Source organism: Mesorhizobium sp. LSJC269B00 (assembly GCF_000502815.1).
Taxonomy (GTDB): domain Bacteria; phylum Pseudomonadota; class Alphaproteobacteria; order Rhizobiales; family Rhizobiaceae; genus Mesorhizobium.
The window spans coordinates 376008-398929 of sequence record NZ_AYVN01000004.1; the positions used below are offsets into that span (position 1 = coordinate 376008).

19 protein-coding genes and 2 pseudogenes are annotated in these 22922 nt (G+C 63.5%); 9 read left to right on the forward strand and 12 right to left on the reverse strand.

Annotated elements, in window-relative coordinates; genetic code table 11:
• The first annotated feature begins 11 nt into the window (after nt 1-11).
• Together tam and X771_RS152280 are read left to right on the forward strand one after the other, a co-directional pair.
• Nucleotides 12-782: a trans-aconitate 2-methyltransferase gene (tam, locus tag X771_RS152285; RefSeq protein ID WP_023688010.1), complete on the forward strand. Its 771-nt coding sequence runs from the start codon at nt 12-14 to the stop codon at nt 780-782.
• Nucleotides 783-918: 136 nt separating this feature from the next.
• Complete coding sequence (locus X771_RS152280; protein ID WP_023668239.1) at nt 919-2040, forward strand: beta-ketoacyl-ACP synthase III; 1122 nt, start codon at nt 919-921, stop codon at nt 2038-2040.
• Here X771_RS152280 and X771_RS1000000166755 read toward each other — a convergent pair whose 3' ends face one another.
• Complete coding sequence (locus tag X771_RS1000000166755) at nt 2041-2187, reverse strand: hypothetical protein (RefSeq protein WP_245262584.1); 147 nt, start codon at nt 2185-2187, stop codon at nt 2041-2043.
• Between the two features lie 72 nt (nt 2188-2259).
• On the opposite strand from X771_RS1000000166755, the pseudogene X771_RS01000000164975 reads away from it, so the two are divergent.
• Nucleotides 2260-2900, forward strand: a pseudogene (locus X771_RS01000000164975) (molybdenum cofactor sulfurase).
• Nucleotides 2901-2959: 59 nt separating this feature from the next.
• On the opposite strand, the gene X771_RS152275 reads toward X771_RS01000000164975, so the two are convergent.
• Both X771_RS152275 and X771_RS152270 read right to left on the reverse strand, forming a co-directional pair.
• On the reverse strand, nt 2960-3802 hold the full coding sequence (locus tag X771_RS152275; RefSeq protein ID WP_023688012.1) for an SDR family oxidoreductase: 843 nt from the start codon (nt 3800-3802) through the stop codon (nt 2960-2962).
• Between the two features lie 145 nt (nt 3803-3947).
• Nucleotides 3948-4910, reverse strand: coding sequence for an aminotransferase class IV (locus tag X771_RS152270; protein ID WP_023688013.1), 963 nt, complete (start codon nt 4908-4910; stop codon nt 3948-3950).
• 152 nt (nt 4911-5062) lie between these two features.
• Here X771_RS152270 and X771_RS152265 point away from each other — a divergent pair, with 152 nt between their 5' ends.
• Nucleotides 5063-5569: a hypothetical protein gene (locus X771_RS152265; protein WP_023682159.1), complete on the forward strand. Its 507-nt coding sequence runs from the start codon at nt 5063-5065 to the stop codon at nt 5567-5569.
• Between the two features lie 6 nt (nt 5570-5575).
• On the opposite strand, the gene X771_RS152260 is transcribed toward X771_RS152265, so the two are convergent.
• On the reverse strand, nt 5576-5890 hold the full coding sequence (locus X771_RS152260; protein WP_023668245.1) for a DUF2293 domain-containing protein: 315 nt from the start codon (nt 5888-5890) through the stop codon (nt 5576-5578).
• Entirely contained in the window at nt 5887-6393 is a 507-nt protein-coding gene (tsaA, locus tag X771_RS152255; protein WP_023688014.1) for a tRNA (N6-threonylcarbamoyladenosine(37)-N6)-methyltransferase TrmO, read from the reverse strand. The genes X771_RS152260 and tsaA overlap by 4 nt, the downstream gene beginning before the upstream one ends.
• A gap of 167 nt (nt 6394-6560) precedes the next feature.
• Here tsaA and X771_RS152250 point away from each other — a divergent pair, with 167 nt between their 5' ends.
• Together X771_RS152250 and metF are read left to right on the forward strand one after the other, a co-directional pair.
• The gene (locus tag X771_RS152250; RefSeq protein ID WP_023688015.1) at nt 6561-7583 is read left to right on the forward strand and encodes a metalloregulator ArsR/SmtB family transcription factor; all 1023 of its coding nucleotides are present in this window, start codon (nt 6561-6563) and stop codon (nt 7581-7583) included.
• Nucleotides 7583-8500, forward strand: coding sequence for a methylenetetrahydrofolate reductase [NAD(P)H] (gene metF, locus X771_RS152245; RefSeq protein ID WP_023688016.1), 918 nt, complete (start codon nt 7583-7585; stop codon nt 8498-8500). Before X771_RS152250 ends, metF begins: the two co-directional genes overlap by 1 nt.
• 449 nt (nt 8501-8949) lie before the next feature.
• Here the strand turns inward: metF and X771_RS152240 are convergent, their stop codons facing one another.
• A complete protein-coding gene (locus X771_RS152240; RefSeq protein WP_023682155.1) occupies nt 8950-9867 on the reverse strand; it encodes a DMT family transporter in 918 nt (305 codons plus the stop codon).
• A 211-nt stretch (nt 9868-10078) separates the two neighbouring features.
• Between X771_RS152240 and X771_RS152235 the strand changes: the two genes are divergently transcribed.
• The gene (locus X771_RS152235; protein ID WP_023688017.1) at nt 10079-11299 is read left to right on the forward strand and encodes an alanine racemase; all 1221 of its coding nucleotides are present in this window, start codon (nt 10079-10081) and stop codon (nt 11297-11299) included.
• Here the strand turns inward: X771_RS152235 and X771_RS152230 are convergent.
• Nucleotides 11296-12027, reverse strand: a complete 732-nt coding sequence (locus X771_RS152230; protein WP_023688018.1) for an SDR family oxidoreductase — start codon at nt 12025-12027, stop codon at nt 11296-11298. The genes X771_RS152235 and X771_RS152230 overlap by 4 nt on opposite strands.
• Before the next feature lie 131 nt (nt 12028-12158).
• On the opposite strand from X771_RS152230, the gene X771_RS152225 reads away from it, so the two are divergent.
• Nucleotides 12159-13058, forward strand: coding sequence for a LysR family transcriptional regulator (locus X771_RS152225; protein WP_023688019.1), 900 nt, complete (start codon nt 12159-12161; stop codon nt 13056-13058).
• Between the two features lie 25 nt (nt 13059-13083).
• Here the strand turns inward: X771_RS152225 and X771_RS152220 are convergent, their stop codons facing one another.
• Together X771_RS152220 and X771_RS152215 are read right to left on the reverse strand one after the other, a co-directional pair.
• Nucleotides 13084-14313 (reverse strand): lytic murein transglycosylase, encoded by a 1230-nt coding sequence (locus tag X771_RS152220; RefSeq protein WP_023688020.1) that lies wholly within the window; start codon nt 14311-14313, stop codon nt 13084-13086.
• A gap of 32 nt (nt 14314-14345) precedes the next feature.
• Entirely contained in the window at nt 14346-15068 is a 723-nt protein-coding gene (locus tag X771_RS152215; RefSeq protein WP_245262600.1) for a glycoside hydrolase family 25 protein, read from the reverse strand.
• A gap of 358 nt (nt 15069-15426) precedes the next feature.
• Here X771_RS152215 and X771_RS152210 point away from each other — a divergent pair, with 358 nt between their 5' ends.
• Nucleotides 15427-16806: a serine hydrolase gene (locus tag X771_RS152210; protein ID WP_023688022.1), complete on the forward strand. Its 1380-nt coding sequence runs from the start codon at nt 15427-15429 to the stop codon at nt 16804-16806.
• 124 nt (nt 16807-16930) lie between these two features.
• Here the strand turns inward: X771_RS152210 and X771_RS1000000166760 are convergent.
• The 3 genes and pseudogenes from X771_RS1000000166760 to X771_RS152200 form a co-directional block, all read right to left on the reverse strand.
• Nucleotides 16931-17587: pseudogene (locus X771_RS1000000166760) on the reverse strand (methyltransferase domain-containing protein); the annotation flags it as partial.
• Nucleotides 17584-18882, reverse strand: coding sequence for a DUF3419 family protein (locus X771_RS152205; RefSeq protein ID WP_031202636.1), 1299 nt, complete (start codon nt 18880-18882; stop codon nt 17584-17586). The pseudogene X771_RS1000000166760 and the gene X771_RS152205, both read right to left, overlap by 4 nt.
• A gap of 31 nt (nt 18883-18913) precedes the next feature.
• The gene (locus tag X771_RS152200) at nt 18914-22873 is read right to left on the reverse strand and encodes a hydantoinase B/oxoprolinase family protein (protein WP_023688025.1); all 3960 of its coding nucleotides are present in this window, start codon (nt 22871-22873) and stop codon (nt 18914-18916) included.
• Nucleotides 22874-22922: the final 49 nt, after the last annotated feature.

Sequence of the window (22922 nt, forward strand, 5' to 3'; positions counted from 1 at the left end):
GGAAAGCTTGAATGACCGACTGGTCTGCCGCCCAATATCTGAAATTCGAGGATGAGCGCACGCGGCCGGCGCGCGATCTTGTTGCGCAGGTGCCGGTGGATTTCCCGCGCCGGGTGGTCGACATCGGCTGCGGCCCGGGCAACTCGACCGAGCTGCTGGTCGAGCGCTGGCCGGACGCTGAGGTGAGCGGCTTCGACACCTCTCCCGATATGATCGAGAAGGCGAGGGCGCGCCTGCCCAGCGTCAATTTCGACCTCGCCGATGCCTCGACATGGCGGCCGGCCGAGCCGGTCAACGTCATCTTCGCCAATGCGGTGTTCCAATGGCTGCCCGCCCACCCGGTAGTGTTCCAGCGGCTGATGGGCTTTCTCGCGCCGGGCGGTGCGCTCGCCGTCCAGATGCCCGAAAATCTGCTTGAGCCGTCGCATCGGCTGATGCGCGAGACGGCCGCCGAAATGCCGTTCGCCGCCAAGATGGCAGGTGCTGCGCGCGGACCGCTGCCGGCGGTGTCGTTCTATTATGATCTCTTGTCGCCGCTCTCCATCCGGGTGGATATCTGGCATACGGCCTACAATCATCCGCTGACCGACGCCGAGGCGATCGTCGAATGGGTGAAGTCGACGGGGCTGAAGCCGTTTCTCGATCCGCTCGACGCCGGCGAGCGCAAGATATTCCTCGACAATTACACCGCCAAGATCACCGAGGCCTATCCGAAGACCGCAAACGGCAAGGTGCTGCTGCGCTTTCCGCGTATCTTCATCGTCGCCAAGCGGGCCGGCTAGCACTCTGCACCCGAGGATATCCGCCCACAGCCTGTGGCTTAAGCCGGCGTAAACCGGCGGGGTGAGAAAAGTGTTGTGTCGCGCCCCTTCGTCGTTCACATGAGAACGACAATGCCTGCGCATGGACGGACTGGATATGCATCGCGTCATCATCAGCGGCATCGGCGTTGAAATCCCTGAAGCCAAGATCACCAATGAAGAACTGGTCGCCAGTTTCAACGCCTGGGTCGACACGGAGAATGCGCGCCGGCAAGGCACGGATGAGACGCTGCTGCAGAAATCCGACAGCGCCTTCATCGTCCATGCCTCGGGCGTCCAGACCCGGCATGTGATCGAGCGCGAAGGCATTCTCGATCCGACCCGCATGGCGCCGCGCATTCCGGCGCGGCCCGATGATGCGCTGTCGCTGCAGGCCGAGTTTGGAGTGGCCGCGGCCCGGAAGGCGCTCGACCATGCCGGCCTGAAGCCGTCCGACATCGACCTGGTGATCTGCTCGGCCTCGCACCAGCAACGGCCCTATCCGGCGATCGCAATCGAAATGCAGGAGGCGCTGGGCACCAAGGGCGCCGGCTTCGACATGGGGCTTGGTTGTTCATCGGCCGCGGCCGCCTTGCACATTGCGGCCAATCTGGTGCGGGCGGGTGCGCACAAACGCGTGCTGGTGGTCACGCCGGAGATCATCACCGGCCATCTCAATTTCCGCGACCGGCAGACGCATTTCATCTTCGGCGATGCATCGGTGGCGATGGTGGTCGAGGGGCTGGGCGAGGGCGAGAGGCGGCCGGGGCGTTTCGAGGTGCTGGACACGCGCACCTGGACGCAGATGTCGAACAATATCCGCACCAATCTGGGCTATCACACCCGCACCGCCCAGGACGATCCTTACATGATCAACCTCGAAGGCAATCTGATCAAACAGGTCGGCAACAAGGTGTTCAAGGAAGTCACCGTCGCCGGCCACAAATTCATTGTCGAATTCCTCGCCGAGCACGGGCTGACGCCGCAAGCCATCAGGCGATTCTGGCTGCATCAGGCCAATGCGCGAATGAACGCCATGATCCTGAAACTAGCCTTCGGCCACGAGGTCGACCATGACCGCGCGCCGATGGTGCTGGAGCGGCTCGGCAACACCGCCGGCGCTGGCGCCATCATCGCGCTGTCGGAAAACCACGCCGACATGAAGCCCGGCGATTTCGGCGTGCTGTGCGCCTTCGGCGCCGGCTATTCGATCGGCGGCGCGCTTTTGCGGATGCTGTAATCAGGCCGGCATGAACGGCACCAGCATCGGTACGCTGCGGGCATAATCGTCATAGGCGTTGCCGAGTTCTCCGCGCAGAAAGCGTTCCTCCAGCCTTGCCTTCATGACGATGCCGATGGACGCTATCAGCCGGTTTGATCGAATCATCATCGCTTTCGACTGGACCCGAGCCCACGGCTACGGCTATTTGCGACGTCATCCTGCAGAAGGAACGAAGCCATGCTGGACCTCTTCCCGGAGTCTGAGAAGCCGGTCGACATCATCCCCGCCAGGAAGCTGTCCGCCAAAGTGGCCGCTTTGTACGTCGCACCGTCGAATCACTTCCAGACGCGCCCGGTGGAAGCATTGCAGCTCGGTTTCGAAGGCATCGACGGCGACTTCCACGCCGGCGCCACCCGTCGTTCCGGCGGTCGCGAACCCTGGTATCCGCGCGGCACCGAAATCCGCAACGAGCGGCAGATATCAATCGTAGCAGCGAATGAACTCGGCGTCGTTGCCGAGCGGATGGGGCTGGCCGAGATCAAGCCGGAATAGATCGGAAGAGCACACGTCNATGGATCGGCGCCAATCTGCTGATCGAAGGCGTGCCGCATCTCTCGATGCTGCCGTCAGGCACGCTGCTGTTCTTTAGAGGTGGCGTGACGATCAAGGTTGATGCGCAGAACGGGCCTTGCCGGCTTGCTGGACGTTCGATCGCCGAAAACGCCGGGATGGCCGATCGGGAGGCCGGCGCGCTGGCCTTCCCGAAGGCGGCGAAACGGCTGCGCGGCCTCGTTGCCTGGGTCGAGAAACCGGGTCGTATGACAACAGGGGAAGAGATCTCGGTGCGCGTGCCCGAGCAGTGGATTTATCGATGCTAGTACCGGGCTAGGGCACGGGCTGCGCCGCCGGGGCGACGCAGCCGAATTTCAAGACGCGCTCAGGCCGCCTTGCGGTTCTTCTTGGCGCCCTGCGCCTCGACGGAAAGGTGGTCCCACTTTTCCCAAAGCGCGATGCGGTTGGCGTATTCCTGCTTGATCATCGGCAGGCCACCATCGCCGAAGAAGACGCGCAGCGGCGGCTCGGCCGCGTCGACGATTTCAAGCATCGCCGGTCCGGTGGCCTCGGGGTCGCCGGCGACCGAGTTGGCGCGGCGTTCCGCCATCTTGGCGCGGGCCGGCGCGTAAGCCTCGATCGCTTTGGAGACCTTGGCCGAGGCGCCGGACCAATCGGTGGAGAAGCCTCCCGGTTCGACAAGCGTCACATGGATGCCGAATTCGGCGACCTCGATGCTGAGCGACTGGCTGAAGGCTTCGAGCGCCCATTTCGAGGCATGGTAAAGGCCGAGCGACGCAAAGGCGTTGACGCCGCCGATCGACGAGATCTGGATGATATGGCCGGAGCCCTGCGCCCGCATGATCGGCAAAGCCGCCTGGGTGACCCAGAGCGCGCCGAACACATTGGTTTCGATCTGGTCGCGGGCTTCCTGTTCGCTGACTTCCTCGATGGCGCCGAAATGGCCATAGCCGGCATTGTTGATGGCGACGTCGAGCCGGCCAAAGCGCTTGTGCGCCTCGGCGATGGCCGCATCGACAGCCTTCTTGTCGGTGACGTCGAGCTTGATCGCGGCGACATTATCGCCGTATTTCGCGACGAGATCGGCGAGCGTGCCGGCATCGCGCGCGGTTGCGGCGACACGGTCGCCGCGGGCGAGTGCGGCCTCGGCCCAGACTCGGCCAAAGCCTTTCGACGATCCGGTGATGAACCAAACCTTGCTTGTCATGACGTGGAATCCTTGCCCATGCGGGCCGTGAACTGGGAAGCGGAGGCTTCTCCGCTTCCGCGATATACGGTGCGTCGAGCGATTTTCCAGAGGCGAGGGGGAATCTTTTTGGTCACGACATCGTGTGGAGCAGGACCTTCGCCGGTCAGGGATAGCGCACCGGGCTCGACCAGGCCGGGTCGTCATGCTTTTGCCAGTAGAGCGCCATCAAGCGCTTTGTGATCCCGCCTATCTTGCCGTCGGCGACAGCAGCGCCGTCGATCACTGTCACCGGCATGATGCCGCCGGCGGTGGAGGTGATGAAGACTTCGTCGGCTCCCTTCAGTGCGGTGACGCTGACATCGACTGGAGCGGCGACAAGGCCTGCCTCGGCGCAAAGGTCGAAGACGGTGCGCCTGGTGATGCCGGGCAGCACGCCGGCGGCTGGCGTCGACAGCCTGCCGTCCTTGACGCAGAACACGTTGAAGCCGGGGCCTTCGGCGACATTGCCATTGAAGTCGAGAATCAATGCGGTTTCGGCCCCACGGTCATAAGCGTCGTAGAGGCCGCGCACGAGGTCGAGCCAGTGGTAGTTCTTGATCGCCGGATCGATCGAGACCGGCGGAATGCGCACCCTGTCGCTAATGGCGACATGCAGGCCGCGCCGCAACTGCTCGGCATTGGCGACCGAGCCGAAGGGAACTGCGAAGGCCATGAAGCGGTTGACCGCCTGGCGCGGATCGCGGCTGAAGGTCGGCGAGGCGCCGCGTGTGCACAGCATTTCGACATAGGCGGCGCGATGGCCCGACAGCGCCACGCAATTGTGCAGAATCTCGGCCACGCCATCGCGGTCGGACGGGATCGTCATGCGCAGTTTTTGCAAGCCGGCGAAGAAGCGGTCGAGATGCAGGTCGAGTCGGAAGAAGCTCCCGTCCCAGACATGCACGGTGTCGTAGGTGGCGTCGGAATGCAGAAAGCCCCAATCCAGCACCGAGATCTTGGCCTGCGACATCGGCAGATACTGGCCGTCGAGGAAGGCGATGCCGTCGGGATAGGAATGCGGATCGATGTGGCGGTCGGACATGGAAGGCAATGGCACGATGCTACCCGCTGCTGAGCTTCGGTTCATGGCGATTGGTCCCTTCGGCTTGATACGGCAGAGTCAAGTTAGTGGTCCCCTGCAGGCGGCATAGGGCCACCCAACCATCGCTGTTTGTCCTAGGTAGCACATTCGATATGCCCTATGGTCCGGCTTGAAAATATCCGGCCGGGAGGGGCAAAATGGGCAGATCTTTTCGGACCATCAGCTTTGCAATTTTCCTCGTCTTCGTCACTGGCCATGCCTTCGCGCAATGCGCTCGCGAGGGCGAGGCGCTGTGCCAGAACGGCCAGACCTATCGTTGCGAGAAGACGGGCAGCGAGCTGACGCCGATCTTTCAGAACGTGCCTTGCGTCGTCAACGCGGCGGGGCTCAACGGCGTCTGGACCGGCAGCGGTCATCAAAGTCCGGCCGGTGCTGCCGGCGCCGATTGGGCGATCGCAATGACAATCGGCGATGGCGCCGCGTCGATCGACTATCCGTCGCTCGGCTGCGGCGGATCGTTGACCCAGATTTCTCGCGACGACAGTTCGGCGGAATACCGGGAAAACATCAGCTACGGCCAGGACAAGTGCATCGACGGTGGCGGCATCACCGTCCGATTTTTCAAAGGGAACCTGTCCTGGACCTGGGTTGGCCAGGCCGACGGCCAGCCCTACAATGCGGTTGCCGTATTGAAGCGACGGTAGCTGAAGTTATTCCTCTTCGTCCTCTGCATCGAGCAGGCGCGTGGCGCGCCAACGGGTCAGCACCATGTTTGTTTGCTCGATGACGAAGAACCGCGCCGAGTCGCGGTCATAGCCCTCGGCCAGCAGCTTTTCATAGTCGGTATGGCCGTGCCTGATATGGGCGATCGTCGCCAGCCAGACCGCGATGCCCGGCGGCAGCGTCTTCATGTGCACGGCGCCGGCCTCGGTGCGGATTTTCTCCATATCGGCATAGGGCGCCAGGGGCAGCAGTGCGGTCAGCGCCTTGGCGATAGCGCGGCGGCGGCCGGTGGGCGCGCTCATTTTTCGTCACGCCCGGCAATGGTCGCCTCGGGAAAGGCGTCGGTCGAGGCGAAATAGGGCTTGATGTCGATCACCGGGGTGCCGTCGAGCACATCGATGGCGTCGATGGCGATGCGGCCGTGGTCGATGTCGACGGCGATCAGGCCGGCGATATGCAGCCCGACTGGGTTCGGCCGGGCAGGGGAGCGCAGCGAGAAAACGCCTTTCGGCTCAGCCGCATGGCGGGGTCTCTGGACAATCAGTGCCCGCGGCGCGTGATGCAGCCAGGACAGGATGACGATGTGGCTGGCCCGCTCCAGCGCAAGCAGGCCGTCGCGATAGGCAGGGTCGATGAGAACCGTGGCCGCCTGTCCGGTCTCGCGGGCGGCGCGCATGTTCTTCGGGCAGCTTTCGCGCGTGGTCCATGGCGAGGCGATGCGGCCGATAAACACGATATGGCCATCCGCCGGCATGTCTGCCGGGTCTGCCTGCAGGAGCTTTTCGCCGTCGCGCTTCTCGAACATGGCTTTCGCCCTAGCACAAGTTTCCAGCCGATCGTCAGGGAAAAGCGGTTCTCTCAGGCGGGGATCATGTGTGCGGCATTTTCTTGTCAGGAAGCGACATAGGCCTTGCCATGTCGTCAAAGCTGACATAAACATATGTTTATATCTTTTTCAACGAGAACGCGCCGATGCATGTTTCGCTCGATACGATGGTTGATACGTTGAAGGCTGCGGCCGAATCGAGCCGGCTCCGCATCCTGGCGCTGCTGTCGCGCGGCGATCTCACCGTGTCCGACCTCACCGAGATCCTCAGCCAGTCGCAACCGCGGGTGTCGCGGCATTTGAAGCTGCTGCTGGAGGCCGGGTTGATCGGCCGCTACCAGGAGGGCTCCTGGGCCTTCTTCCGGCTGTCGGATACGGATTCCGCGCGCGACTTCGTCATGGGGCTGGTCTCCGGCATTCGCGGCGCCGATCCGCAGGTCGAGCGCGATCTCGAGCGGTTGGCATCGGTCAAGCGCAAGCGGCAGGACCGTGCCGCCGAGTATTTCTCCGAGAACGCCGCCAGCTGGGATCACATCCGCTCGCTGCATGTGCCGGACCGCGCCGTGGAAGCCGCACTCCTCAAGCTGGTCGGCAAGCGGCCATTCCAGTCGATGCTCGACCTCGGCACCGGTACCGGGCGGCTGCTGGAGATATTTTCGCCGCTCTACCGGCGCGGCGTCGGCATCGACATGTCGCGGGAAATGCTGACGGTGGCGCGGGCCAATCTCGACAAGGCAGGCATCGCCAATGCGCAGGTCCGCCAAGGCGACATTTTCGCGCCGCCGGTCGAGCGCGACGCCTTCGACCTCGTCACCATCCATCAGGTGCTGCACTATCTCGACGATCCGGCACGCGCCATTCGCGAGGCGGCGCGGCTGCTGCGTCCGGCGGGCCGGCTGGTGATCGTCGACTTCGCGCCGCATGCGCTGGAATTCCTGCGCGACCAGCATGCGCATGTCAGGCTGGGCTTTTCCGACCGCCAGATCTCCGAATGGTTTGCCGAGGCCGGGCTCGATCTCGAGGATGCCCAGGAATTCGAGCCGCGCGGCGGCAACGAAGCCAGGCTCACCGTCAAGCTGTGGCTCGGCCGCGACCGCCGCATGCTGATGGCCGAGCCTTCCAATGACACCCAACCCACCAAAGCGTACCCTATGGGGGAAATCGCCTGATGAACCAGTTCCGCTTTTCCCGCCGTCCCGACATTGGCGACAAGGTCCGCGTCTCCTTCGAGTTCTTCCCGCCGAAGACCGACGAGATGGAAGCCAGGCTCTGGGACACCGTCACCAGGTTGGAGCCGCTGAAGCCGAGATTCGTCTCGGTGACCTATGGCGCCGGCGGCTCGACGCGGGAGCGCACGGCGCGCACGGTCAAGCGCATCCTGAACGAGACGACGCTGACGCCGGCGGCTCACATGACCTGCGTCGACGCCGCCCGCCATGAGGTCGACGCCGTCGTCCGCGAATTCGCCGATATGGGCGTGAAGCGCTTCGTCGCCTTGCGTGGCGATCCGGCGGCCGGCGTCGGCACCGCCTACCGGCCGCATCCCGATGGCTATGCCAATGGCGCCGAACTTGTCGGAGCGCTGAAGGACGCCGGCGATTTCGACATCTCGGTCTCGGCCTATCCCGAAAAGCATCCGGAAAGTCCGGACTTTGCCACCGACTTCGATATGCTGAAGCGCAAGGCCGACAATGGCGCGACGCGGGCGATCACCCAGTTCTTCTTCGACAACGATCTCTACGAGCGTTATGTCGAGAAGGCGCGCCGTGCCGGCATCTACATCCCGATCGTGCCTGGCATCCTGCCGGTGCACAATTTCACCCAGGTCGCCAATTTCTCGGCGCGCTGCGGCGCGCTGGTGCCGGCATGGCTGGCCGAGCGTTTCGAAGGGCTGCACAACGATCCGCAGACGCATGCGCTCGTGGCGTCTGCCGTGGCGGCCGAGCAGGTGCTCGATCTCGTCGAGCGCGGCGTCAGCGACTTCCATTTCTACACCATGAACCGGGCCGACCTGGTGTTTGCCATCTGCCATATGATCGGCATCCGCTCCCACGAAACAGAGGCAGCTGGATCCGCCGCCGCCTGAGCTTCATCGTGGTATGAAATCTGAAATGCAAAAGGCCGGGCGAAACACCCGGCCTTTCGAATTTGTGGGCTATTGCTGCTGTTCTTCCGCTCCGGCGGTTACGGAAGAACACCTATGATAAGGGCGCCAATGAAGGCAAATGCAGCACAGATCATCAATGCGTTGATTGGCCTCGTAAGTCCCATGTCATAGTCTCCTCTTCAAGAGCTATGGGTGGAGTCTAGGGGCATTTGTGCCACAGGCAAGCGGAAAATATGCTGCAATGCGACGCGATTGTGGAATTTGCGACCTGCCACCTGGCGTTAGGCATTGAAACTCTTCGGCAAAACCCGCTGGTAGCCTGTGAATAAATTGTGACGTGGCTGTGACGAAAGCGAGGCATGGCAGCGCTACCAGACCTAAAGCGCGTCGTTGTTCCAAAACCGCTGCGCACTTTTGGTCGACGGGCATTAGCGCCGACCAAACAACCGCCCGTCGATCGTCACCAGGCCAAGCGCGATCAGTGCCATGCCGCAGAACTCGAACAGAGCGAGCCGCTCGCCGAGGAACAGGAGGCCGAGCAGGATGGCGCTGGCCGGGACGATGAGCGTGACCAGCGAGGCGTTGGTGGCGCCGGCCGAGGCGACGAGGTTGAAATAGAGGATGTAGGCGAAGGCGGTGGAGAGCAGCGCCAGCGCCAGCACCGCCGTCCAGACCGGCGGCGAGGCCGAGAACAGGCCGGCCGGGCCATAGGTGAGCAGCACCACCGGGATCATGATGATGGTCGACGCCGTCAATTGTCCGGTGGCGATGACCGGCGAGGGCACGCCCTTGAAGCGGCGGGCAATCATCAGCGCGACGGCGTAAGACAGCGAGGCGCCGATCAGCGCGAATTTCGCCCAGACCGGGCCGCCGAGCCCGGCCAGCAGGCCGGGGCCGATCATGACAGCGGTGCCGGCGATGCCGAGCCCGATGCCGGCAAGCTTGTTCCAGGAGAGCTTTTCGTCCGCTGTCAGCGCGTTGGCGAGGATCAGCGTCCAGAACGGCGTCGTCGCGTTGAGCACCGAGGCGACGCCGGCGCCAAGCGCGGTCTGGCCGGCAAAGATCAGCGAGAACGGGACGACATTGTTGGCGAGCGCCAAAAGGAAAAACAGGCCGGCATGCGGGAAGGCGAGGCGGAAGGACGGACCGCGAATGCCGAGATAGAGCTGCAGTGCAATGGCCGCAATGGCAACGCGAAACAGCACCAGCACCAGCGGGTGCATTTCGGCAACGGCGATGCGGGCAAAGAAGAACGAGCCGCCCCAGATGGCGCCGAGCAGCAGAAGCTGTCCCCAGTCCCTCAGCGTCATCGGTCCGCGCTGCACGGCTGTCGTGGCTATTGCCATCGTGAACGTCCTTCCCCGCGGCATCAATGCCAGCCACTCAGGCAGAAGGCATATCGGGTCCGGCGACAAGAGCCACCCGAAACCTGATTGCTGACAACAGTGCTGCCAGGAGGATGCGCCGCTGGGTCAGTGCCCGCCAGACACAGAATTGTTTTCTTTGGCCGCTAGCTTGGATTAATTGTGCGCAGCCGAGAAGTCAGGGGATTCGTCCATGCAGCGATTCGAGAATGCCCGCGAGGCGGCGCTGGCGCTTCGGCCGGACGATCAGGTCTACTGCTTTCGCCCGCAGGTGCTGAAGGCGGATGCCAAACAGTTCATGGGCATGTTTCCCGGCAAGACCGCCTACGCAGTCAAGACCAATGGCGAGCAGATCGTGCTGAAGGCGCTGGTCGAAGCCGGCGTCACCGCCTTCGATGTGGCCTCGCCCGGCGAGTTCGCCGCAGTGCGCGCCGTCTCACCCGACGCCGAGATGCTCTACATGCATCCGGTCAAGGCGCAGTCGGACATCAAGCTTGCGCTGGAAAAATACGCCATCCGGGTCATTTCGCTCGACCATGAGGACGAGATCACCAAGCTGACGCGGGTGGTGCGGGCGCTTGACATCGATCCGGGCTCCATCAGCGTGTTCGTGCGAATCCAGACCAAGGGTTCGGCGGCCTATGAACTGTCGAAGAAATTCGGCGCCGGGCCGGCCTATGCGGTGGAACTCGCCGAGCGGCTCAACCGCACCGGCTACAAGGTCGGCCTGTGCTTCCATGTCGGCAGCCAGATCGAGGATCCCGACACCTATGAACGGGCGCTGGCCTCCGCCGATTGGGTGCGCAACCGGCTGACCTTCGACATTGCGGGGCTCGATGTCGGCGGCGGCTTTCCCGCCGAGTACGGCCATGACCCCAATCGCAAGCAGATCGAGATGCCGTCGCTCGGCCAGATCATGTCGCGGCTGTCGGGCGACCTGAGGGAATACCAGTTCGACCAGATCCCGTTGGTGGCCGAGCCCGGCCGGGTGATCGTGGCGCGCTGCCTGTCGCTGATCGTGCGGGTGCTGCTGCGCAAGGGCAAGCGGCTCTACATCAATGACGGCATCTGGGCGTCGCTGTCGGATTCTTGGACCGGCAAGATCACACTGCCGGCCCGCTTCATCCCCGATCCGGCGATCCGTTCGCGCAATGGCGAGGAGAAGAACATCGTGCCGTTCAAGGTCTGCGGCGCGACCTGCGATTCCGTAGACATCCTGTCGCGGCCGTTCTGGCTGCCGGAAACCGTCGACACCGGCGACTGGATCGAGATCGGCCATATCGGCGCCTATTCGCTGTCGCTGAGAACCCGCTTCAACGGTTTTTATCCCGACACATTTGTCGAGGTGACGACACCCTTCGATGAAGGCGATGCGCCGCAGGGATTCGCCAGCCTGGAGACGATGGCGGACTAAGCGACCCCGCCACCGGCCTGGATATTCTCGCCGGTCAGCCAGCGGGCCTCGTCGCTGGCCAGGAAGACCGCAACATCGGCAACGTCGCGGGGCGCGCCGATCCTGCCAAATGGAGACATGCCGGCCGCCACGGCACGATCGCGCTCGGGAAGCAGGTCCGTGTCGGTGAAGCCAGGCGACAGCGCATTCACGGTGATGCCGCGCGGTCCGAGTTCACGCGAGAGCACACGAACGAATTGTTCGACGGCGCCCTTGCTGCCGAGATAGAGCGCCGTTTGCGTGAAGAACATCTTGGTGCCGCCGGTGGAGACCGCGATGATGCGGCCGCCGTTTCGCACACGGCGCGCTGCTTCCTGAAGCACGAAGAACGTGCCCTTGGCATTGGTGCCGAAGACATGGTCGAAATCGGCTTCGGTTGCCTCGGTCAGAGGCTTGATGACGGCGACGCCTACATTGGCAACCACGATGTCGATCGCGCCGAACTCACTCTCAGCCTCGTCAAACAGGCGATGAATATCCGAGACGCTTGATATGTCGGCCTGGACGGCGATCGCCTTTCCTCCCTTGCCGGCGATGGCGGCCACGACCTCGTCAGCGGCTTCGTGGTTGCCGACATAGTTGACGACGACGGCAGCGCCCTTGGAGGCGAGGCCTTCGGCGATGGCTCGCCCAATGCCGCGCGAACTGCCGGTGACGAGTGCGGTTTTGCCTTGCAAGGACTTGGCCATGATACGTTTCCTTCAATCATTCAGGCCCGTGCCGGTTTCATCCGACGGGTCCGCTAGTCGAGAAATAGGGCCATGAAACTGATCAGATAATGGCCTATTATCTGACTAGCTTGTTAATCTAGGGATACACAATGCGCGGTTCTGAATTCGCCGAGCTCAAGGCATTTGCCGCAATCGTGGAAGAGCGTAGTTTCGTCCGCGCCGCCGCCCGGCTGCGTGTTTCCCCGCCGGCGCTCAGCCAGTCGATCCGGCAACTGGAGGCTCGCATCGGCGTCAGGTTGCTGAATCGCACGACGCGTAGTGTTTCACCCACTGGTGCCGGCGAGACGCTGTTTGCGCGCCTTGCCGTTGCGTTCGAAGAGCTAGAGGGCGCCGTAGCGGACATTCATGCCGCGCGTGATCGACCGGCGGGTTCGCTACGAATAAACGTGCCGCGTGTTGCCGCGGTGCGGTTCATCGGCCCGATCCTTGGCGACTTCCAACGCGCCTATCCTGATATCGCGCTGACCGTCATCGTCGACGATACGCTGACCGACATTGTTCGAGGACGGTTCGATGCCGGAATCAGGCTTGGCGAGCGGCTGGAGAAGGACATGGTGGCAGTGAAACTGAGCGGGGATTTGCAGATGGCGGCGGTGGCCGCTCCCGTCTATCTCGAAAATCGGGCCATACCGCGCCATCCGCAGGAGTTGCATCAGCACCAATGCATAAAATTCCAGTGGCCTGGTGGCGGCAGCCTCTATCGATGGGAGTTCGCGCGCGGCAAACGGTCTCTGGAAATCGCCGTCGAGGGCAGCCTGACTGTCAACGACACCGAGCTGATGCTGAACGCGGCGCTGGGTGGAGCAGGCGTTGCCTACATGATCGACTATCAGGTCCAGTCCTGGATCGATGCGGGCAGGCTGATGAGATTTCTAGAGCCCTGGTCGCCCAGCTTTCCAGGCTTCTTCCTGTATCACCCGAGTTCGAGGCACGTCCCCCCGGCTTTGCGGGCATTTATCGACTTCTTCCGGGCAAGGAGTAGGGAATAAGGAACCCAGCTTGGGCAGATTCTACTCACAGTTTCCCCAAAAGCTCCGGCGTCGGCCAGCCGTCTACCGGCATGCCGAGCCGCATCTGTTCCTTGCGGATGGCTTCGCGGGTGTTGGTGCCCAGAATGCCGTCGACGGTGCCGACGTCATAGCCCCTGGCTTCGAGCTTAGTCTGCAATTCCTTCATCTGGTCGCCATTGAGCCCGGTTTCGGGATTGCGCGGGTCGAACTGCTTTGCCCCGGCCAGCCGGCTGGCGAAGTTGGCGGCGGTTAGCGCGTAGGTGAAGGACTGGTTCCATTCGAGATAGACGTCGAAATTGTCGTAGGCGAGGAAGGCCGGACCTTTGCGGCCCATCGGCAGCGCCAGGCCGGCCTTCAGGCCATTGTCGATCAGCGGCGTGCCATCGGGATTGGTGACGCCCCAGGCGGCCCATTGCGACAGCGGCAACTTGTTGGTGCGGCCGGTCTGCTCCCAGGGCATGTCCTCGGGCACGCGCACTTCCTCGATCCAGGGCTGGTCGCGTTTCCAGCCGCGCGACAGCACCTTGTTGGCCGTGGTCATGATCACGTCGGGTACGCTGCGCCTGAGGTCGACGATGCCGTCGCCGTCGCCGTCGACTCCGCGCGCGAGATAATCGGAAGGCAGGATCTGGGTCTGGCCGATCTCGCCGGCCCAGGCGCCGGTGACGTCGGCCGGAACGACGCCGCGATCGATCAGCGTCAACAGCGGCACCAGTTGCGGCCGAAACAGCTGCGGGCGGCGGCAGTCATGCGACAGCGTCACCAAGGCGCTCAGCGTGTGGAAATCGCCCTGTACGGCGCCGAAATCGGTCTCCAGCCCCCAGAAGGCGGTGATGATCGGCGCCTGGACACCGAACTGCTGGTCGGCGCGCGCAAAGATTTCGGCGTATTTCTTCAGGTTGGCCGCGCCCTGCTTCAGCCGGTAGGCCGAGATCATGCGGTTGGAGAACTGGATGAAAGTCTGGGCGAAGACGCCCTGGGCGCGGTCACGCGCCAGCACCTTGTCGTCGATGGTGGCGGCTTCCAGCGCGTCAAGGCCGACAGCGCCGACACCGGCTGCCTTGGCTTCCGCCGCCACGCCTTGCTTCCAGGTTTCGAAGTCGCCGCCGCATTCCTGCGCCCCCGCCGGCATCGCCGTAGCGCCGAGCAGCAGAGCCGCGAGCAGCCCGGAGCGCAGGCGGCTCTTCGATCGTTTCCGGCGTAAATATCCCAGTGGTTGCAGGTAGGTGCGCATGGGACGTCGAAAAGCAGGCGGCAGAGCCGGTGTCAACGGGTGTTCTGCCGCAGCCACTTTTTCCAGGCTGCCTCAGTGCCGTTGAAGACGTTGATATCGGACTTGCCGGTCATGCCGGGAACGATACCGGTTCCGGTGTATTGCCAGAAGGTGAAAGGGTGGCTGCCGTACTTCTGGCGGGGGTGGCCGGCCACCGAGCGCAGCCAGTAGGGATAGCCGCGGAAGGTCGAAAGGTCGTTATCGTCGAAGAAGTCGACCGAGGTGTAGATGATCGGCTTCTTGCCGTAGTGCCGCTCGATCATCTCGAGAAAGGTGGTCATTTCGGCCCGCACCGTCGCCGAATCCGGGCGCAGCCGGCAGGTCGGCGATTGCGGGTTCCACTCCATGTCGAGCACCGGCGGCATGGCCGAGCGGTCGATGGGCACGTTCTGGATGAACCAGCGCGCCTGGGTGGCGGCAGGCGTGCAGAAATAGAAGAAATGGTAGGCCGCGCGCGGAATGCCATTGGCCTTGGTGCGCGACCAATGCTCGTTGAAATACTCGTCGAAACGGTCGCCGCCCTCGGTCGCCTTGATGAAGGCGAAGGAGATGCCGCTGGCCTTGGCCGTCGGCCAGTCGACCGAGGTCTGGTATTTGGAGACGTCGGTGCCGTGAACGGCATAGTTCCAGGGCGCGCCGCTATCCCATTCATGCGGCTTGGAGTCTTCGAAACGCGGTGCGCGCACGGCAACCGTCGGGCTGCTGGATGGCGACATCGAGGGCACGAGATCGCCGGCGGTCGAGCAGGCGGCCAGCAGCGTCAACGTGATGAGGGCCGCGAAACGGCGCATCGCATTTCCCGAGCCGGAATCAGCCGGTCGCTGTTGGGTTGTCGTTGCAGGTGCCCCTCAGGCGATGGCCCCACAGCATCGCCTGATACGCTATTTTTGTGCATGTCGTTGTTCCAAAACCGCTGCGCACTTTTGGGCGACATGCACCAGTGATCGCCGATCATGGTTGATAACAGGTTGACGGCGCTCGACAAGAACACCGATTTTGCGGAAGCAATGGCGGCAAATCGATGACATAAATCGGGCCGCAAGCCACGGGCAGCCGAAAAGCAGGGACGGAAAGATGCGGATCGCCGTGAAGATCATCAAATGGCTGCTCGGCCTGGTCGTGCTAGCGATAGCCGCGCTGTTTGCCTGGCTCTACATCGCTCCGCCCGACCTGATCCGCGTCGGTTCCGGCTATTCCGCCAAGATTGTCTGCTCGAATGTTTTTATCGCCGGCCGTGATCCCAATGAGGTGCTGGCCATCGACGTGCAGGCGCCCGGCCATCCGCTGCTCAGGCTGATGAAGGTGTCGGTCGACAAGAACAGGGGGACCGTCTCGGCCGGGCTGCTTGGCTTCCTCGGCAAGAGCGTTGCCGTTGCGCGCGCCGGCCTGGGTTGCGCCTCGGTTCCCGATGGCGACGTCGGCAAGGCACGGCGCACGTCAATCCCTGCCGAGGCGTCGGCGGCCACCAAGGGCGATCTGTGGCCCGAGGGAGATCGAGTCGATGCCTCGCAAAATCCCGAAATCAACAAGATCCTCGACGGTGCGGCGATGACCGGCATCGGCATGCGCGCCGTGGTGGTGGTCAAAAATGGCCGCATTGTTGCGGAGCGTTATGGCGACGGCTTTTCGGCGAAAACGCCGCTGCTCGGCTGGTCTATGACCAAGACAGTCAACGCCGCGCTCGTCGGCACGCTGGTCAAGGACGGCAAGATGGCGGTGACCAATCAGGGCCTGTTCGGCTCATGGAAGGCGGACGGGCGCGCCGCCATCAGCCTTGCCGATATGATGGCGATGTCGAGCGGGCTCGAGTTCAACGAGGATTATGGCGACGTCGCCGATGTGACGCGCATGCTCTACCTCGAACCCGATATGGCGGGCTTCGCCGAGGCCAAGCCGCTGACCGGCGACGTCGGCAAGGTCTTTTCCTATTCGAGCGGCACGGCGGTGATGCTGTCGCGGCTGTGGCAGGATGCTATCGGCGACAAGGACAAGGCGCTGATGTGGCCAAGGACAGCGCTGTTCGGGCCGCTCGGCATGCAAAGCGCGGTGCTCGAAACCGACGAGGAGGGTACCTTTGTCGGCTCATCCTACCTCTATGCCACGGGGCATGACTGGGCGCGGTTCGGCCAATTCCTGCTGCAGGGCGGCCTCTGGAACGGCAACCAGATCCTGCCGGCCGGTTTCGTCGACTGGATGCGCGAACCGGCACCGGCCTCGAAAGTCTACGGCAAGGGGCAACTTTGGATCGAAGCCCCCGGCGACGAAGGAAATCCCGGCGCCGGCGTCGCCGCCGGCCTGCCCAACGATACCTACTGGATGGAGGGCCATGACGGCCAGACGGTCGCCATCATCCCGTCGGAGCAACTGGTGGTGGTGCGGCTGGGATTGACGCCGGCCAAGCTCGGCTACCGGCCGCAGGTGATGGTCGGCGCGCTGATGAAGGCACTGCGCTAGCTCTCTTTACCCTCCCTTTGATGGGGAGGGTCGGCGCGTAGCGTCGGGGCGGGGTGCCTGGCACTTCACCCCCACCCGCGCCTTCGGCGCGACCTCCCCCATCGAGGGGGAGGTAAGAGTGCGCGATCTTGACGACCGCCAGCCAGGCATAGCCGCGATAAAGCGCGCGGAAACAGAAGCTTGCGCCGGTTCGCCGAGATTCCGATTCCAAGACTTCGCGCAATGATTCACGTGGCGTGACATGGAATTTCTTGAGCCAGCCGCGCAGCAATGTCCGGAACCAGTTGGGCAAGCCTTCCTGCTGGCCGAAATCGACGACATGCAGCGAGCCGCCGGGCGCGAGTGCCGCAAGGGCTGCTGAAACCGTCTTTTCCCAACCGGGGATCATCGACAGCGAATAGGACACGAAGATGCGGTCGAAGCGCTCGACGCCGAACAGCGTCTTGGCGTCGAAATCGGTGGCGTCGCCGCGCGCCAGCACGACGCGGCCGGACAGGCCTTCGGGGCCGATCGCCTTGCTCGCCGTCTCCAGCATCTCGGCCGAGATGTCGAGGCCGTAGAGGCGGGCGTCGGGATAGCGGCGGGCGGCAAGCGCGATGTTGCGGCCGGTGCCGCAGCCAAGTTCGAGCACTCTGCCATTCGCCGGCACATCCAGCCCGACTATCATCTGGTCGCGGCCAAGCAGATAGTATTTGCGGGTCAGGTCGTAGATATGGCGTTGCCAGCGATAGACGCCGTCCATCAGTTCGGCATGGTCGGCCGGCAGCTCGCTCGCGCTCATGCCGCGCGCTTCACATAGAGGTGGAAGCCGCCATAGATGGCCGAGCGGTCGCGGGCCGAACAGTCGCGCGAGGCCTCGTCCTTGTAGGTCCACTGGTCGAGCAGCGAGATCGAGACGCGGCCCGGCAGCAGGCTGGGCTCGGCGGCGGTACGGAAGATGACTCGGGCGCCGACCGAGGCGGTGCGGGTGATCTCCGACCAAAGGGCATTGAGCTGGTCGTTCGTCATCCAGTCCTGCGCGTCGAGCAGGACGAAACGGTCGACGGTGCCTGCGTCCTTGCCGGCCAGAAATTCGATCAGATTGGCGTGGTGGATGCCGACGCGATCGACATTGTTGCGGATCGCCTTGTAGTTGGCCTCTTCTAGATAGGCGGGCAGGGCGGCCTCACCCGGATTGGGATAGCGACGGGCGAAGGCTTGCCAAGCGAAGTAGTTGTTCTTCAGCGGAAAATCGCAAGCGAGCTTTTCCAGCCGGGCCTTCAGCACGCTGGCCATCGAACCATCGCCCGAGGTGATCAGCGAATCGTACTGCGCCGGCGGAATGCCGAGGCCGAACAGCGAAGCCTTGCGCGAGGTAGCCCAGCGCAACAGCTTCTTGTCGAAGACCGGCGCCAGCTCTTCGTTGAAGAAGCGGCGCTGGTCGGCGAGGCTCTTCGACGCCATGATACCGGCGGGATCGACGCCGAAGAATTTGGCGATGCGGTGGCCCATGGCGATGAACAGGCCGAGCAGGCCGGTCTGGTAGAAATTGCGGTCGAAGACGGTGATGCGCCGGCGGCCGGGCCAGCTGCGACGCTCCCAATAGTGGCGGCTGACCGGGTCGAGATGCGGCGCGATGAAGCGGTCATAGGCTTGCGAATTGTGGCTGGTGCCGGCGGCGCCGAAGAAACGGAACAGATCGCCCTGCGAGGGCAGATGCCGCACCGCCTCCAGCTTCATCCGGTTCAAGGCGATGTGGGCGGCGTTGAGGTCGACCGCATCGACGCGTTCAGGCGAGCGGGTGAGGTAGGCGAGGATGTTGCAGCCGCCCGACGCTATGGTGACGACGCGGTGACCCTGGCCAAGCTGCATGGCCTCCATGTCGACTTCAGGGTCTTCCCAGATCTGCGGATAGACGAGACCGGAAAACAAGAGGGCGAACAGCCGCTCCGAGATGCCGGCCTTCGACAGCGGGCGGTTCTGGTAGACGGCTTTTCCAACTTCCTTGCCGCGGCGAAAAACGAGATCCGAGGAGACGTCCGTCATGGCAAAGTGATTCCCCATTTGCTTTGCCGCAAGCGGGTAACTCAGGGGCATGACAGGCGGGTGACAGCCTGTTGACGCGAGTTCAGGCCTTGCCAAATCCCCCGGGTGTCGGCGTCGTCAGGATGACGGCGTCGCCGGCGTCGAGCACGGTCTGGTCGCAGGCCTTCAGCGTCTCGACGCTGCCGTCCTGGCGGCGGACCTTGGTCGAGCCGACCTCGCCGTCACCGCCGCCGTCGAGGCCTTGCGGCGGGCGGTTGCGGTGCGAGGACAGGATGGCGCATTCCATCTTTTCGAGGAAACGGATGGTGCGCCTGGTGCCGTCACCGGCATCCCATTTGCCTTTGCCGCCGGAGCCTTCGCGAATGTGAAAATCCTCGAGCAGCACGGGAAAGCGCAATTCCAGCACCTCCGGGTCGGTCAGGCGCGAATTGGTCATGTGGGTGTGGACGCCGGATGTGCCGGCAAAGCCGCGGCCGGAGTTCATCTGTCCGGCCGGCGAACCGGAGCAGATCGTCTCGTAATACTGGTACTGCTTGTTGCCGAAGGTCAGGTTGTTCATCGTGCCTTGCGCATTGGCCATGGCGCCCATGGCTCCGAACAGCGCGTTGGTGACATGCTGCGAGGTCTCGACATTGCCGGCGACGACTGCTGCGGGGTAGGCCGGCTTCAGCATCGAGCCGTCGGGGATGATGATGTTGATGGGCCTGAGGCACCCGGCATTCATCGGGATCATGTCCTCGACCATGACGCGGAAGGCATAGAGCACGGCGGCGCGGGCGACGGGCTCGGGCGCGTTGAAATTGTTCTTCATGACAGGCGAGGTGCCGGTGAAGTCGACGGTCGCTTCGCTCTTTTGCCGGTCGACCGTGATCTTCACCTTGATCACCTGGCCGGTGTCGGTCGGGTATTCATACTGCGAGCTGTTAGGCAGCCTTTCCAGCACGCGGCGCACGCTTTCGGCGGCATTGTCCTGGACATGGCCCATATAGGCCTCGACGACATCGAGGCCGAAATGGGAGACCATTTTGCGCAGTTCCGCCACGCCCTTTTCATTGGCGGCGATCTGCGCCTTTAGGTCGGCGATGTTCTGGTGCGGGTTGCGGGCGGGGTAGGGGTGGTCGGTGAGCAGCGTTTGCAGCTCCGCCTCGCGGAATTTTCCGCGATCGACGACGCGGAAATTGTCGAACAGCACGCCTTCCTCGTCGACCGTGGTGGCAAGCGGCGTCATCGAGCCGGGGGCAGTGCCGCCGATATCGGCATGATGGCCGCGTGAGGCTACGTAGAAGATTACTTCCTCCCCCCTTGAGGGGGAGGTGGCGGCGGAGCCGCCGGAGGGGGTCGTTGCGGCAGTGCTCGACGCTCTTGTGGTGCCTTCTGAGAGGACCCCACCCGGCCGCTGCGCGGCCACCCTCCCCTCAAGGGGGAGGGAAAACACCGGCGTCACCACGGTGATGTCGGGCAGATGCGTGCCGCCATTGTAAGGTGCGTTCAGCGCAAAGACGTCGCCGGGGTGGATGTCGCCGGAGTTCAGCCGGATGATGGTTTCGACTGAGCGATCCATTGAGCCGAGATGCACCGGCATGTGCGGCGCGTTGGCGACCAGCGCGCCGTGGCGGTCGAAGACGGCGCAGGAGAAATCCAGCCTTTCCTTGATGTTGACGGAATAGGCGGTGTTCTGCAGCGTAACGCCCATCTGTTCGGCGATCGACATGAAGAGGTTGTTGAAGACCTCCAGCATCACCGGATCGGCTTCGGTACCGAGGGCAGCCGTGCGAACTTTCCGTTCGGTGCGGCGGATGACGACGTGATTGAGGTTGGTGATTTCGGCCCGCCAGCCCGGCTCGACGACGATGGTCTGGTTCGGCTCGATGATCAAAGCGGGGCCTGCGATCAGGTTGGATGGGCGCAGATTTTCGCGACGATGGATGCCGGCCTCATGCCAGCGGCCCTCGGTGTAGATGCGCCGCGTTCCGGACGCACCCGCTTCAACCCTTGCCGGTCCGGCGGGCGCAACGGCTTCGGCCGTGGTCTCGACGATCTCGGCGCCTTCCACGCCAACGGTCTCGACGATCATCGGCTTGTCATCATAGACGAACCCGAACTGCGCCTTGTGGGCGATTTCGAAATCGCGCCTGGCCTGGAAGATCGAGTCGCCTTCGAAATTCACCGGCAGCGTGGTGTCGGTGCCGTCATAGCGGATGTGCAGCACCGGCTTTGCCGCAATCTTGTCCTCGGCGATGCCTTGCGCTACCAATTCGGCGATGACGGCTTTTTTCAACGTGCCGATGAGGCTGCCCATCTGGGTCCTGGATTCTTCGGCAAGCGGCTTCAGGAGCGCCTGCTGGCGCGACGCGAAAACCGACGACAGGCCGATACCATAGGCTGAGAGCAGACCGGAGAAGGGGTGGATCAGTACCGCCTCCATGCCGAGCGCGTCGGCAACCAGGCAGGCATGCTGGCCGCCGGCGCCGCCAAAACAGTTCAAGAGATATTCAGTGACGTCATAGCCGCGCTGCACGGAGATCTTCTTGATGGCATTGGCCATGTTTTCCACCGCGATGGTGACGAAGCCTTCGGCGACGGCTTCCGGCGTGCGGCCATCGCCGATTTCGACGGCCAGCGCATCGAATTTTTTGCGCACGGCGGCCACATCGAGCGGCTGGTCCTGGCCTGGGCCGAAAATTGCCGGGAAGAAATCGGGCTGCAGCTTGCCCAGCATGACATTGGCGTCGGTGACGGCCAGCGGGCCGCCGCGCCGGTAGGCGGCGGGGCCAGGATTGGCGCCGGCGGAATCCGGGCCGGCGCGGAAACGGCCGGCTTCGTAGTGCAGGATCGAGCCGCCGCCGGCAGCGACGGTATGGATGCGCATCATCGGCGCACGGATGCGCACGCCGGCGACCTCGGTGTCGAAGGCGCGCTCATACTCGCCGTCATAATGGGCGACGTCGGTCGAGGTGCCGCCCATGTCGAAACCGATGACTTTCTCGAATCCGGCGAGTTTCGCCGTCTCGACCATGCCGACGACACCGCCGGCCGGGCCGGACAGCAGCGCGTCCTTGCCCTGAAACATGTCGGCGGCGGTAAGCCCGCCCGACGACATCATGAACATCAGGCGAGGGTTCTCCCTCCCCCTCGAGGGGAGGGTGGCGGCGAAGCCGCCGGGTGGGGTCGCCGCGGCAGTGCTCGACGCTTTGGTGGTGCCTCCTGAGAGAACCCCCTCTGTCGGCTTTGCCGACTGCCCTTCGCTATGGCTCCGGGCGTTCGTCGCTGAAAAAGCCAAATCGTTGGCTTTTTCTCGGCCTTTGGCCGACCGCTCCTCACCCCCCACAAGTGGGGAGATTGGCGTCGCGCCCAGTTCTCCCGCCACCCTTTGCACATAGCGCGACAGGATCGGCGACAGATAGGCATCGACCACGGTGGTGTCGCCGCGGCCGACCAGTTTGATCAGCGGCGAGACTTCATGGCTGACCGAGACTTGGCTGAAGCCGATCTTGCGGCAGACTTTCGCCACCGCCTTCTCGTGGTCGGGATATTTCCAGGCATGCATGAAGACGATGGCCACCGCATCGATGCCGTCGGCCTTCGCCTGTTCGATGGCGGGCCGGCAGGCGGCGATGTCGAGCAAGCGCTCGACCTCGCCATTGGCGCGCACACGCTCGTCGATCTCGATGACTCGCTCGTAGAGCTGTTCGGGAAGGATGATCTCCTTGGCGAAGATGTCCGGCCGCGCCTGATAGGCGATCTTCAGCGCGTCGCGAAAGCCCTTGGTGATGAGCAAAAGCACACGGTCGCCCTTGCGCTCCAGCAGCGCATTCGTGGCAACGGTGGTACCCATCTTGACGTCACCGACCAGGCCCGGAGGAATAGCGGTGCCGGATTTCAGCCCCAGAAGCTCGCGGATGCCGGCTATGGCCGCGTCGGGATAGGCTTCGGGATTTTCCGACAGGAATTTCCTGGGATGCAAACCGCCTTGCGGATCACGTCCGATCACGTCGGTAAAGGTGCCGCCGCGGTCGATCCAAAAATCCCATTTCTTGTCCACGCAGAACTCCGGCATTGCATTTGGGTCCAGACTGTTAGTTCGGCATCGC